General features: G+C 50.6%; 15 protein-coding genes. 9 read left to right on the forward strand and 6 right to left on the reverse strand.

All coding sequences use genetic code 11. The annotated features are described in order from the left end of the window. Positions 1–33: 33 nt before the first annotated feature. The 6 genes from AXA67_00500 to AXA67_00525 are packed head-to-tail and all read left to right on the forward strand — an operon-like array spanning position 34 to position 4963. Positions 34–774, forward strand: coding sequence for an ABC transporter ATP-binding protein (locus AXA67_00500; protein ID KXJ41318.1), 741 nt, complete (start codon positions 34–36; stop codon positions 772–774). Continuing rightward, positions 765–1565, forward strand: coding sequence for a multidrug ABC transporter permease (locus AXA67_00505; GenBank protein ID KXJ41319.1), 801 nt, complete (start codon positions 765–767; stop codon positions 1563–1565). Before AXA67_00500 ends, AXA67_00505 begins: the two co-directional genes overlap by 10 nt. Beyond that, entirely contained in the window at positions 1562–2626 is a 1065-nt protein-coding gene (locus AXA67_00510) for a dTDP-glucose 4,6-dehydratase (protein ID KXJ41320.1), read from the forward strand. Before AXA67_00505 ends, AXA67_00510 begins: the two co-directional genes overlap by 4 nt. After that, positions 2623–3513, forward strand: a complete 891-nt coding sequence (locus tag AXA67_00515) for a glucose-1-phosphate thymidylyltransferase (protein KXJ41321.1) — start codon at positions 2623–2625, stop codon at positions 3511–3513. Before AXA67_00510 ends, AXA67_00515 begins: the two co-directional genes overlap by 4 nt. Beyond that, positions 3510–4067 carry a dTDP-4-dehydrorhamnose 3,5-epimerase gene (locus AXA67_00520; protein ID KXJ41322.1) on the forward strand — a complete coding sequence of 186 codons (558 nt, stop codon included), beginning with the start codon at positions 3510–3512 and terminating at the stop codon, positions 4065–4067. The genes AXA67_00515 and AXA67_00520 overlap by 4 nt, the downstream gene beginning before the upstream one ends. After that, the gene (locus tag AXA67_00525; protein ID KXJ41323.1) at positions 4064–4963 is read left to right on the forward strand and encodes a dTDP-4-dehydrorhamnose reductase; all 900 of its coding nucleotides are present in this window, start codon (positions 4064–4066) and stop codon (positions 4961–4963) included. Before AXA67_00520 ends, AXA67_00525 begins: the two co-directional genes overlap by 4 nt. Before the next feature lie 33 nt (positions 4964–4996). On the opposite strand, the gene AXA67_00530 is transcribed toward AXA67_00525, so the two are convergent. The 6 genes from AXA67_00530 to AXA67_00555 all read right to left on the reverse strand — a co-directional run bounded on the left by AXA67_00530 (position 4997) and on the right by AXA67_00555 (position 10149). Beyond that, entirely contained in the window at positions 4997–5887 is an 891-nt protein-coding gene (locus tag AXA67_00530) for a hypothetical protein (protein KXJ41324.1), read from the reverse strand. A 276-nt stretch (positions 5888–6163) separates the two neighbouring features. Further along, positions 6164–6718: a FeS assembly SUF system protein SufT gene (locus tag AXA67_00535; GenBank protein ID KXJ41325.1), complete on the reverse strand. Its 555-nt coding sequence runs from the start codon at positions 6716–6718 to the stop codon at positions 6164–6166. Next, positions 6699–7478 carry a hypothetical protein gene (locus tag AXA67_00540; protein ID KXJ41326.1) on the reverse strand — a complete coding sequence of 260 codons (780 nt, stop codon included), beginning with the start codon at positions 7476–7478 and terminating at the stop codon, positions 6699–6701. Before AXA67_00540 ends, AXA67_00535 begins: the two co-directional genes overlap by 20 nt. Beyond that, positions 7466–8134 (reverse strand): hypothetical protein, encoded by a 669-nt coding sequence (locus AXA67_00545; GenBank protein KXJ41327.1) that lies wholly within the window; start codon positions 8132–8134, stop codon positions 7466–7468. The genes AXA67_00540 and AXA67_00545 overlap by 13 nt, the downstream gene beginning before the upstream one ends. Further along, positions 8115–8825: a bifunctional 3-demethylubiquinol 3-O-methyltransferase/2-polyprenyl-6-hydroxyphenol methylase gene (locus tag AXA67_00550; GenBank protein KXJ41328.1), complete on the reverse strand. Its 711-nt coding sequence runs from the start codon at positions 8823–8825 to the stop codon at positions 8115–8117. Before AXA67_00550 ends, AXA67_00545 begins: the two co-directional genes overlap by 20 nt. Before the next feature lie 4 nt (positions 8826–8829). Continuing rightward, positions 8830–10149 carry an N-ethylammeline chlorohydrolase gene (locus AXA67_00555; GenBank protein ID KXJ41329.1) on the reverse strand — a complete coding sequence of 440 codons (1320 nt, stop codon included), beginning with the start codon at positions 10147–10149 and terminating at the stop codon, positions 8830–8832. Between the two features lie 54 nt (positions 10150–10203). Between AXA67_00555 and AXA67_00560 the strand changes: the two genes are divergently transcribed. The 3 genes from AXA67_00560 to AXA67_00570 all read left to right on the forward strand — a co-directional run bounded on the left by AXA67_00560 (position 10204) and on the right by AXA67_00570 (position 13502). After that, a complete protein-coding gene (locus tag AXA67_00560; protein ID KXJ41330.1) occupies positions 10204–11274 on the forward strand; it encodes an S-methyl-5-thioribose-1-phosphate isomerase in 1071 nt (356 codons plus the stop codon). Continuing rightward, entirely contained in the window at positions 11267–11731 is a 465-nt protein-coding gene (locus tag AXA67_00565; GenBank protein KXJ41331.1) for a hypothetical protein, read from the forward strand. The genes AXA67_00560 and AXA67_00565 overlap by 8 nt, the downstream gene beginning before the upstream one ends. A 376-nt stretch (positions 11732–12107) precedes the next feature. Further along, positions 12108–13502, forward strand: coding sequence for a hypothetical protein (locus AXA67_00570; protein KXJ41332.1), 1395 nt, complete (start codon positions 12108–12110; stop codon positions 13500–13502). Positions 13503–13513: the final 11 nt, after the last annotated feature.

Raw genomic sequence — 13513 nt, forward strand, 5'->3', positions numbered from 1 at the left:
AATTATTCAGCAATTTCATGCAAATTTAAGCTCATGCGCAATAATGCACTCGAGGTCGAACACGTTAGCTTTGCCTACGGCAAGAAAAAAGCCCTGGACGATGTGAGTTTTACTGTCGGGCAAGGGCAATGCACCATTTTGCTGGGTCCCAATGGCGCGGGTAAAAGCACGCTATTTGCGCTCATTACCCGGTTGTACGATTCCCCCACCGGCCATATCCGCATCGCCGGTTTCGACAACCGCAAACAGCCTTGCAAAGCCTTGGCAAATATGGGGGTTGTATTTCAGCAGCCAACCTTGGATATGGATCTGACGGTCACCCAAAATTTGCGTTACCACGCCGCTCTGCACGGCATGAGCCGCCGCCAGGCAAAACGCCGGATTGAAGAAGAATTAGACAGGCTGGAAATGCTCGATTACCGCGCCAGCAAAATCCGCAGTCTCAGCGGCGGATACCGGCGGCGGGTGGAAATCGCCCGGGCCTTGCTCCATCAACCGAAACTGCTGCTTTTGGATGAACCCACCGTTGGGCTGGATATTCCCAGCCGCCAGACACTGGTGGCCTATGTTCACCAATTGGCCTGGGAACAAGGTATCGGTGTGCTCTGGGCCACGCACTTGATTGACGAGATTGAGCCGTCGGACGAATTGATTGTGCTCCATCAAGGTACCATCCGCGCTCAAGGCGTCGTCAATGAAGTCATCGAGCAAGTCAGCGTAACAACCATTGGCGAAGCTTTCCAGATTCTGACGGAGGCAACGGAATGCGCGTGATGCACTATCTGCGCGCCACCAGCGCCATTATCGGCCGGGAATTGCTCAGGTTTTTACATCAGCGGGGCCGTTTTATCGCCGCTTTGGTGCGGCCGTTGGTCTGGCTGTTCATTTTTGCCGCCGGTTTCCGTTCCACCCTGGGCATCGCGGTGATTCCGCCCTATGAGACCTATATCCTCTATGAGGAATACATCACCCCTGGACTGGTGGGCATGATTTTGTTGTTCAACGGCATGCAAAGTTCGTTATCGATGGTTTACGACCGGGAAATGGGCAGCATGCGAATTTTATTGGTAGCGCCGCTGCCACGCTGGTATTTGCTGTCGAGCAAGTTATTGGCCAGCACTTTCGTTTCCCTGCTGCAGGCGTACGTTTTTTTGGGGATTGCCTGGGCCTATGAAATTCAACCGCCCCCCATGGGATACTTGTATGTTTTTCCCGCCCTGATTCTGGCAGGATTAATGCTTGGCGCCATGGGAATGTTTTTGTCTTCTTTTATCAAACAGTTGGAGAATTTCGCCGGGGTCATGAATTTCGTCATTTTTCCCATGTTTTTTCTGTCCACCGCCTTGTATCCCTTGTGGCGGCTGCAAGAATCCAGCCAATTATTGGCTACCCTGGCGCAATACAATCCCTTTTCCCAAGCGGTGGAGCTGATCCGCTTTGCCCTCTACGGCCAGTTTAACCGCTACGCCTTTTTCTATACTTTGATTACACTATTGATTTTTTTAGTCCTGGCGGTATGGGGCTATAACCCCTCCAAGGGCATGATGAAACGGAGAGGCGGATGAAACAACCAACCTGGCTGGTAACCGGCGGCGCCGGTTTTATCGGCGGCAATTTCGTACTGAGACAAATCGCCAAAGGCGATATTCGCATTGTTAACCTGGACGCGCTGACCTACGCCGGCAATCTGGATACCCTGGCGCCGGTGATGGACAACCCCAATCACATCTTTGTCCAAGGTTCGATTACGGATAGGGCCTTGATTCGTGAATTGCTCGAAAAATTCCAGCCCAATGCCATCATCAATTTTGCCGCTGAAAGTCATGTGGACCGTTCCATCGAGTCACCCAGCGATTTTATCCAAACCAATGTGGTTGGCACTTTTGAGCTTTTGGAAGCCGCCCGCAATTACTGGCAAAACCTACCTGATGACCGGCAAGACCGGTTCCGGTTACTTCACGTTTCCACTGACGAAGTTTATGGCTCGTTGGGGGAAACAGGTAAGTTTACGGAAACCACCCCTTATCAACCCAACTCCCCTTATTCGGCCTCCAAGGCCGGTTCAGACCACCTGGTACGGGCCTATTTTCATACCTACGGCCTGCCCGTCCTGACCACCAATTGTTCCAACAATTATGGCCCTTATCAGTTCCCGGAAAAGTTGATTCCTTTAATGATTCTCAATGCTCTGGAAGGCAAACCGCTGCCGGTGTATGGCGAGGGTTTGAATATCCGCGATTGGCTGTTTGTGGAAGATCACTGCAAAGCCATCGAACGGGTATTGGAAGCCGGCAAACCAGGCGAGGTTTACAACATCGGCGGCAATAACGAAAAGACCAATATCGAAGTGGTCAAAACTATTTGTTCCCTCTTGGATGAGTTGGTACCCGATTCTCCCCACCGCCCTCATCAAGACCTGATAACTTTTGTGGAAGACCGTCCGGGGCACGATCTACGCTACGCCATTGACGCCAGCAAAATCCAGCGGGAACTGGGCTGGGTGCCGGAGGAAACCTTCGAAACCGGCCTGGCCAAAACCGTACGGTGGTATCTGGATAACCGTCAATGGTGCCAGCGGGTCACCGACGGCAGCTACCGCCGCGAGCGCTTGGGGTTGATGTCATGACCGGGCAGCGCAAAGGCATTATTCTGGCGGGCGGTTCCGGCACCCGGCTCCATCCTTTGACCATTGCCGTCAGCAAGCAATTGTTGCCGGTCTATGACAAGCCGATGATCTACTATCCCTTGTCCACTTTGATGCTGGCGGGGATACGGGATATTCTGGTGATTACCACCCCCCACGATGCTCCCTTGTTCGAAAAACTGTTGGGGGACGGCAGACAATGGGGAATCCATTTGAACTATGCCATCCAGCCACATCCGGGTGGGTTGGCGCAGGCTTTTTTAATCGGCAAGGATTTTGTCGGCAATGATCCGAGCTGCCTGATTCTGGGGGATAATATTTTCTACGGCCACGGCCTTACCGAAATTTTGACTCAGGCCAGCCGCCGGGAAAAAGGCGCTACGGTCTTTGGTTATTGGGTCAAGGATCCCGAGCGTTACGGCGTGGCGGAATTCGACGTACAGGGAAAAGTCATCGGGCTGGAGGAAAAACCCTCACAGCCGCGCACCAATTGGGCCGTCACCGGCATTTATTTCTACGATAATCAAGTCTGCGATTTGGCAGCGGAATTACAACCTTCCCGGCGCGGGGAATTGGAGATCACCGATCTCAATCGACTCTATCTGAAACAAAACCAGCTCCATCTGGAAAAAATGGGCCGGGGCATTGCCTGGCTGGATACCGGCACCCACGACTCCCTGATGCAGGCCTCCCAATTCATCCAAACCATTGAAGAGCGCCAGGGCCTGAAGATCTGTTGCCCGGAAGAAATCGCCTATTTATACCAATGGATTAACGACGAAGATTTGGCGCGCATGGCAGGCCAATTCAAAAACAACGGCTATGGGGCTTATCTCAAATACGTTTTGGAACATGGAGCCATGGGGTGAAAATCACGGAAACTGCTTTAACAGGCGTGTTATTGATCGAGCCGGATGTATTCGGCGACCAACGCGGTTTTTTTATGGAAACCTGGAACCGTCAGCGTTATTTTGATGCCGGCCTGGAAAAGGATTTTGTCCAGGACAACCTTTCTTTATCCCGCCAAGGCATTCTCCGGGGGCTTCACTTCCAGCATCCTTACCCCCAAGGCAAATTGGTGCAAGTGCTGCGAGGCTCGGTCTTTGACGTGGTGGTGGATATCCGTCAGGGCTCGCCCACCTTTGGCCAATGGGTCGGAGCTGAGTTGTCGGCGGACAATCACCGGCAATTCTTTGTTCCGGAAGGCTTTGCCCACGGCTTTTGTGTTTTGAGCGACGAGGCGCTGTTTTCTTATAAATGCACGGATTTTTATCATCCGGAAACTGAAAAGTCCTTGCTCTGGAATGATCCGGATATTGGCATCGAGTGGCCCGTCACCGATCCTATACTGTCCGGCAAAGACCAAAACGGCAAATTATTGAAAGCCTTTTCCCAAGACGAACTCCCCTTATTTAAAGCATGAAGCGGATTTTACTCCTGGGAAGAAATGGCCAAGTGGCCTGGGAGCTACGCCGGACTTTGGCGCCGTTGGGGGAAGTCATCACCCTGGACAGGCAATCCGATCCTTCTGTCGATTTGGCCAAGGCTGATACCTTGCTTCAAGCCGTGCGTTCATCCAAGCCCGACATTATTGTCAACGCCGCGGCCTATACCGCTGTTGACCGGGCCGAGGAAGAAGCCGATCTGGCCGGAAAAATCAACGCTATCGCCCCCGGCATCCTGGCCGAGGAAGCGAAAAAAATTGGCGCTACGCTAATCCATTATTCCACCGACTATGTTTTCCCGGGCGACGGTAACGCTCCCTACCGGGAAGAAGATCCTACCGGTCCCCAAAGCGTTTACGGAAGCACAAAACTGGCGGGAGAGCAGGCAATCGTTTCCAGTGGGGCATCTTATTTGATTTTTAGAACCGCCTGGGTATATGGCGCCAGGGGCCATAATTTCCTGCTCACCATGCTGCGGCTGATGCGGGAAAGAGAACAACTGGGGGTGGTGGATGATCAGATTGGCAGCCCGACTTGGAGCCGGCTAATTGCGGAAACCACCGCGCAAATTCTTGCCCGGCAACTCAACGGCGAGCAACAAAAAGGTATTTATCACTTGACTTGTAGCGGCCAAACCAGTTGGTTTGGTTTCGCCAGTAAAATTCGCGAAATGGGGATTCAACTAGGGCTGTTGGAGGAAGATACCGCATTAGTGAACCCCATCGGCAGCGAAGCTTATCCCACCCCAGCGAAGCGGCCAGGCTATTCAGTACTCGATAACCATCAATTGAAAGAAGCTTTTGGCCTGCAATTGCCGGATTGGCATGAGGCGCTGGCACTTTGCATGGAATCCCTTTCCAACGGACGTTGCTAAGGAAACGTCGATTTTATTAAGAGCTTCAATAAATCATCCCGCCACAACTAAATTCCGGCCATTGCGCTTGGCCCGGTATAAAGCTTCATCGGCCCGTTTTAGCAGTTGCTGCGGGGTCTCTTCCGGATGATTCAGGCTGGCAACGCCGATACTGGTGGTGATGGATAATTCCGGATCGATATCGCTGCAATCTTTTGCCGCTATCGCTTTGCGGATCCTTTCCGCCAGCAATTTGGCGCCTTCAATCCCGGTGTTGTTGAGTAATACCAAAAATTCCTCGCCACCGTGACGGAAAACCAAATCACTGGCGCGGACCGTTTTCCTGAGAATCTCGGCAATTTTTATCAGAGCGATATCGCCCGCGGCATGGCCGTAGGTATCGTTGATTTTTTTGAAGTGGTCGATATCCAGCGCCAGCAGAGAAAGGGGCTGACGCTGCCGTTGAGCCAGTTTCCATTCTCTTTGGAAAGCATCGTTCAAAGCGGTTCGGTTATATAGGCCAGTCAAAGGGTCGGTATAAGCCGATTGCAAAGCCTGGTAATACGTCAGGGCATTGCGTAATGGATAAAACAAATTGCTCAAGAGATTTTCCAGCCGCTTAAGCTCGGCATCGGAAAACCGCTTGCGACGGAAAACGGTCAATTCTCCGAGTGATTCCTCATCTAACGTCAAAGTATAGTTGCAACTGTGCATAGATTGTTTGCCGCCGCTGATTTCCAGGGAAAACTTTTGATTACGGTAACGGAAGCCATCGTGCGGCAACCATTGCTGAATTTCCTCACTAAAAAGAGACAGTAAGTGATCCAGCGCCAATGTGGTTTGCATCACCTGGAGCAACTTTAATCTTTTACTTCTGTCCGGCTGTACCTTTTTACTGAAAGCTGGATTTTCAATTACCGCCAAATTACTATGTTCCCGTCTCATCGTACTTGCCTTTTACTCTTCGCTATTGAATTGGTGAACCATTCATTAGCGATGAAGCTAGAATCGTGCCAGCTTTAAAACACCAAAAAATTCAATGCGATAGATAAAATACAAAGCAGATTTGAGTCGATATGACGGAAAATCGGCGGCGGAATTTTGCCGCTTTTTATGTAGAAAAGTAGACAAACCAGGACTACGTCATTTAAGCACGTAAATGGTTAAATAAAGCAGACCACCTTGCCCCGGTCAGATGACAATGTCCTGGTAAAAAACGCCTTACATCATCCCCAATTGAAGCCGGGCGGCTTCCGAGATCATTTCCCGGGACCAGGGAGGATCGAAGACAACGTCTACTTTGACTTCTTCCACGCCAGGCAGGTTTTTGACCGCCATCTCCACATCCTGCTGTATCACAGGCCCCATGCCGCAGCCAGGTGCGGTCAAGGTCATGACGATTTCAACCTTGTTTTTGCCTTCCTCAATGGGAGTGACCCGAACGTGATACACCAGCCCCAGATCGACGATATTCACCGGAATCTCCGGATCATAAATGGTTTTTAGCACTTCCCAAACGTTGTGCTTGACGGTGTCAGGATCGGTGCCCTCCTTGAGACCGGCAATCACCGGCGGCTCCTTGCCCAAGGCATCGGCATCATTGGCGCTGATTCTGGCCATGGTGCCGTCATCGGTCAATACCGTATAACTGCCGCCCAAGGCTTGATAGATGGTGACAATTTCGTCCTTGTGCAGGTCGATGGTCATGCCATCAGGTACCCGCGTGGCTTCCACGTCCCGTTGTAAAACGATGCTTTCACCTTGACCGTAGTACATGATCCTCGTCTTGAAAAATAAAGGTTTCGCCGGTCATTTCCCGGCTTTGGGAACTGAACAAATAAACATAGAGTTTTACTAAGGAATTAGCATCGGTCAAGTCTTTTTTGGACTCGGCGGGAAAAGCCCGGTGTCGAAGCGGGGTCCTCACCGGCCCTGGTATCAAAATATTGGATCGAAGCTTGCCGTTGGCTTGCCATTCTTGCGCCAAAATCCTGGCAAACGACTCAAGCGCCACCTTCGACACCCCATAAGCGCCCCAATAAGCCTGGCTTTTCCTAGCGCTGGAATCGGAAGTGAAAACAATGGAAGCCTCCTCGCTTTTTTGCAACAACGGCAATAAATTGCGTGTTAGCAAAAAAGGCGCATTGAGATTGACCTGTAGCGAGCTAAACCAGCGTTCGGGCGCCAGACACGCGATTGGCTCCAGAAATTCAAGCAGAGCGGCATTGTGCAGCAGGCCATCCAACTTGCCATAATGTTCCTCAAGGGTTTGGGCCAGTTGTTGGTAGTGTTCGGGGGTGGCGCCAAGCAAGTCCAGGGGAAAAATGGCCGGCTGCGCGTTGGGTACTTCGGCCTGAATTTCATCATACACCGCTTCCAGAGCTGGAATGTTTTTATCCAATAGCACCACTTTCGCGCCGCTGGCCGCACAGGCTTTGGCGGCTACCTTTCCCAATACACCGGCGGCGCCGGTAATGACAATCACTCTGCCTGCCAACGTATCGGCAGCAGGCGTGGGCAGGGTTAAGACAGCCATTTCAGCAAATCATTGGGCGTTTGCAGCACCTCATCCGCGCCCCAGGAAAAAGGATCCTCATCCGGGGCCAGATAGCCGTAAGCGGCGGCAAGGGTCCCCATGCCCGCCCGTTTTCCCGCTTCGATATCCCGGGCGTGATCACCCACATAAACGCAATGGGCCGGGGAAATGTTCATGGCCTGGCAAGCCGTCCATAAAGGTTCCGGATGGGGTTTGCCCTTGACCGTATCATCGCCAGCAATGACGCAGGCTACCCGGTGGTTTAATCCCAACTGCTCAAGAAGCGGCTCGGTCAAATAGCGCCGCTTGTTGGTGACTATGCCCCATACCAGCCCCCGGTTTTCGATTTCCTCCAGCACCTTGTCCATTCCTTCAAAAAGACGGGTCCGCTCGGCCACATGATCGCTATAGGTTTCTCTCAGTTTGGCCATGCGCTTGGCGAACACTTCTTGATCCTGAGATTCGCCGAAAGCCAGCCGGACCATGCCGGGCGCGCCGTAGGAAACCGCGGGTTTGATCATCCCCGCCGGCAAAGGCTGACGGCCTTCCTCAATCAAAACGCTATTGAGGGCATAAGCAAGATCGGGCAGCGTATCTAGAAGCGTGCCATCCAAATCAAATAAAATGCCGGTTAATTCAGCCACGGGTTTTCTCAAACGCCATCAAGTAGTTCACATCAATGTCTTTACCCAAACGGAATCGTTTGCTGATTGGATTGTATTCAATTCCGCGAATTACCAAAGGCTCCAGATCCACTACCCTGGCCCAAGCCGTCAACTCCGAAGGGCGGATGAATTTTTCATATTCATGGGTACCTTTGGGTATCAAATTAAGAATATACTCCGCGCCAACAATCGCCAAGGCATAAGCTTTCAAAGTGCGGTTGAGGGTGGAAAAAAACACCTTGCCGCCGGGTTTGACCAACTCAGCGCAGGCATGAACTATGGAAGCAGGGCGGGGTACGTGCTCGAGCATTTCCATGCAGGTCACCACGTCAAAACTTTCCGGCATTTCCTGGGCCAGTTCCTCGGCGGAAACAGTGCGGTATTTGACGGAAGTCACCCCCTCGTCCAGGGCATGCAGATCGGCCACATTCACCAAATCTTCGCTGAGATCGATTCCGAGCACCTCGGCGCCTTCCCGCGCCAAGGCTTCGCTTAAAATACCGCCGCCGCAACCAACGTCCACGATTTTTTGTCCCTTGATATCGGTAAATTCGCTGATGAATTGCAATCTTAATGGATTGACTTGGTGCAAGGTTCGGAACTCTCCGGTAGGGTCCCACCAGCGCTCGGCCTTGGCGCCGAATTTTTCAATTTCTTCCGGATGGACGTTATCTGCATTCATGGTTTCAAAGGGGTTGTGATAATTTCATTTGCCATTCGCTGATTTCTCCCGAAAGTGACGGCCAATCGATGGTGGTTAATTGGCGCTCAGAGAGCAACCGTTTCCCGCCCACCCACACATCGGAAATTTGATGACGGCCGGCAGCATAGACAATTTGGGCAACGGGATCATAAAGCGGTTGGGTTTCGGGATCGGCTAAATCAATCGCCACCAGATCCGCCCATTTACCCGGCTCCAGAGAACCCATCTGCTCGTCCAAGCCGAGTAATCGAGCGCCCTCGATAGTAGCCATCGCCAAGGCACTTTCCGCGGGTAATGTTTCAGGATCTCCACAGATGCCTTTCGCCAGCAATGCCGCAGTACGCATTTCCCCAATCATGTCAAGATCATTGTTACTGGCGGCGCCATCGGTCCCCAAACCTACCGGGATTCCAGCTTCCAGCCAATGATTGACTGACGCTAACCCACTGGCCAGTTTCATGTTCGACTGCGGGCAATGAACGATACCCGCGCCGGAATCAGCTATTAAAGCGAGTTCTTGATCCTCACAGTGGACCATGTGAACGGCGATCAACCGATCATTGACCAAACCCAGTTGTTGGAGCCTGGCTAAAGGCCGCTGCCGGTATCGATCCAGGCTTTCGCTAATTTCCACCCGGGTTTCGTGCAAATGCATGTGAACTTTCAGCTGGTGGCGGGATGACAAATCCGCGATTTGCCCAAACATTTCGTTGCTTACCGAATAGGGCGCGTGAGGGGCCAACAGCCAAGTAATCTCATCATCAGCCGGCATCGATTGCAGTAAATGGGTATTTTTCTCGAAATATTCTTCCGGCGACCGGGCCCAGGGGGTGGGAAAGTCCACGAAAATCAAACCGATAGCCGCCCGCAGCCCGATCTCCTTGACAACTTTTGCCGTCACATCGGGAAAAAAATACATATCATTGAAACAAGTGGTACCGCAGCGCAGCATTTCCGCCAGGGCCAATTGGGTACCCACCCGGACAAAGTCCTCATCCACCCAACGTAGTTCCCGGGGCCAAATGTGTTCGTTGAGCCATGCCATCAAAGGCAGATCATCGGCAATCCCACGGAACAAGGTCATCGCGGCGTGGGTATGGGCATTAATCAACCCGGGTATCACGGCATGATTGGGGAGTCGGATTTGTTCTTTGGCCTGAAACCGGCTTTCCGCTGCCTGGCAGGAACACACGGCCACGATTTTACCGTCGCGGATCGCCAGGGCGTGATCGAGCAGTCGCTTTCCCGCGGGAACGACCGGTATAATCCAGCGGGGAAAAATCAAGCTATCAATCGATTCCACGGATAAACCTTATCCATCAGTGAAACCGTTTAATCTAGCACGGAACTTTATTTAATGCACGATACACCGAATGATCAAAATCAACATGATCAAGTCCGCGCTCTGCGCTGGTCCGATGAAGGATTGACCGTTCTGGATCAGCGCTTGCTTCCGGAAAAAGTTCAATATCACTTATGCACTCAAGCTGCTCAAGTCGCTAAGGCCATTCGCACCATGCAAGTCCGGGGCGCTCCCGCCATCGGAATTGCCGCCGCTTATGGCGTGGTTTTGGCGGCACGCCAATGCTGGCAGACTCACGGCAAACAGTGGAAGAATGCCATAAAAACAGACATAGATAGCCTGGCGCATTCCAGACCCACGGCCGTCAATTTGTTTTGGGCCTTGGACAGAATGGGTAAAGTCATAAATTTTATAGATGGCAATCCTGAAGCGCCTTTATTAAAAGAAGCCCGGGCAATTCATCAGGAAGACATTGAAGCCAACCGGATCATGGGTGCGTCGGGCGCGCACTTGATTGGATCAATCCAGGGGATATTAACGCATTGCAATACTGGCTCTTTGGCTACGGGAGGGTATGGGACAGCTTTGGGCGTGATTCGGAGTCTCTGGCAAAGGATAGGAACTTCTGAGGAGATACAGATTTTCGCCACGGAAACCCGGCCCTGGCTCCAAGGCGCGCGCCTGACTTTGTGGGAATTGGAACAAGATCAAATTCCCGCCACCCTGATTGCCGATTCCGCCGCGGCTTTTCTGATGCAACAAGGGAGGGTTCAGTGGGTCGTTGTCGGCGCGGACAGAATTGCCGCCAATGGCGACGTGGCCAATAAAATCGGCACCTATGCGCTTGCCATTGCCGCACGCCAACACGGCGTCGGCTTCATGGTAGTCGCTCCCACCAGCACCATTGACTGGCATCTGCCGCAAGGCAGATTGATTCCCATTGAGCAGCGGGAAGATAAGGAACTGCTTCCTGAATATTACCGGCGCACTGATAGCCTGGCCAAAGCCTGGAACCCGGTTTTTGACATCACCCCGGCGGAACTTATTTCGGCTATCGTAACTGAAAAGGGTGTGATTACAAGACCTGATTCATCTTCCATGAAAAAGCTCTTGCAAAATGTTTGAAGTTGCCCTGTTTGAACCTGAAATCGCACCCAATACCGGCAATATCATGCGCCTGTGCGCCAATACCGGCTGCCGCTTGCATCTCATCGAGCCGTTGGGATTTGACTTGGATGAAAAAAAATTGCGAAGGGCCGGGCTTGATTATCGGGATATGACAGTTATTCATTGTCATCGCGATTTCCAGGATTTTCTTGAATCAATCAATAACAGACGCCTGTTCGCTTTTACCACCAAAGCCACCCAATACTACTGCGATGCTCAATTTTTACCGGGTGATGTTTTGTTGTTCGGCCCCGAGACGCGGGGCTTGCCCGCCAACATTTTAGATAGACTCCCACCGGAACATAAACTGCGGCTACCCATGGTGGAAGGTAGCCGCAGCTTGAATCTTGCCAATACCGTAGCCGTTAGTGTGTACGAAGCTTGGCGTCAGCAACGATTCATTCACGGACAGTAAAGTTTCTTCAAGCTTTTTAGCTTGTAAGGAATTTTTACAACGTAGCAAAGGAATAACCTTAAACATAAATCAACTAATTGATTTATTTGTGAAAGTCAATTTGTGGCTTGAATTTTGCTTAAAAAATAATATCGTCTTTTTTTAAGTTTTAAATTCAATTTTGAATTGAGTTTGCATATAAGCATATAATATGTGCAATGTAAGAATACTCTTATTATTTTATAATTTAACTCGCATCTTCCAGATAAAAAGAACCCATGATCTGTTGCAATGGTGGCATACGATAAGGCTATAAGACATCCTCAAATCTTAGCTTAGCTCTTAAATTCACTCGGCTAGATATAACGCACCCAACTACAACGTAGGTTAGAGAATCATGTACAAAAAATTCTATCGATTTTCCGCAGAACCTTTTCGCTTGACGCCTGATCCTAGTTTCTGTTTTCCCCATCGCAGCTATGAAAAAGCGAAAGCCTACATGCAATATGCCTTGGACTGCGCGGAAGGGTTTGTCATTGTCACAGGGAATCCGGGCACCGGAAAGACCACGTTGATTCATGATCTCATCAACAGTCTCGACCGGAACAATATCAAAGCCTGCGCCATCACTAACACCCTTCAACTGCCTGATGACGTTCTACGAACCGTTGCCTTATCTTTTGAACTGAAGGTAGAGGGTTTGAGTAAACCACAAATTGTCGAACGTCTTTCAGATTTTCTTGTGCAGCAACATAAGAAAAATCTGCAAACATTGTTGATTGTCGATGAAGCGCAGGATTTTTCTCTGCTTGCCTTGGAAGAACTCCGTTTGCTTACCAATATGCAAATGGATAATAAACCTTTAATCCAAATTTTCCTGGTTGGACAAGAGGGGTTGCGGGATTTGATCCAATGGCCCGTACTCGAACAACTTAGACAACGGGTAGTAGCCACTACCCACTTAGACCCACTAGAACTGAATGAAACCGAAGCCTATATCAAACACCGATTGAAGAAGGTGGGATGGCATAGAAATAACCCCATTATCAGGCCTGAAGTTTATCCCTTGATTCAGGAATTCAGTGGCGGTGTTCCCAGGCTTATCAATTTAGCCTGTAACAGGCTATTACTAAGCAGTGCGGTAGAAGGTAAAAATGAAGTTACCATTGAAGATGCCATGACTGTCATTAGTGAGCTGCTTAATGAAGGACTGGGACACCAGGAAGCCCTGGCAACCTATAAGGAAATCAAGAAAGAAGAAGAGAAACAATTGGTTGTAGGCCCGGGGGATGGCTCTGGGGATCCTGAGTTACATCAAACCGGCCTCAAACCTGCTTTTGCGCCCCCCGGTGTTGCCGATGAAAGAACCGCTATCTATGAAGAAAAACTGGTCAACCCTGAATCTGTAACCAGTAAAAACCTATCTGCCATTAACCGTTTCAAAGCCTTTGTTAGCAAAGCTGTAAAAAATACTAAAAAGCTTTTCTCTGATAAGTGGCCCTACTTTGTCACGGGGTTAAGCTTGGCTGTATTGTTGTTGGTAGTTTTTTGGTTCAAACCCTCCGAAAATCCATCCACGATTCGGGAAACGATATCTATCACCCAAAATTCGGCTGCCACCAACCAAAGAGCCTCATCGGAGACTATCTCTACGGTCAAAAAAACATTGGGAACATCGTCTTCGGATTCTGAAGCCCTGGGACTCAATGATCCTTTAATGAAATCCGTCATGGAAGACGTGATTAAAGATATCTATGGCGCATCTTCTACGAAGGCTTCAAACGCGAACTAGGCCGAAAAAAA

This window comes from Methylothermaceae bacteria B42 (assembly GCA_001566965.1).
Taxonomy (GTDB): Bacteria; Pseudomonadota; Gammaproteobacteria; order Methylococcales; family Methylothermaceae; genus Methylohalobius.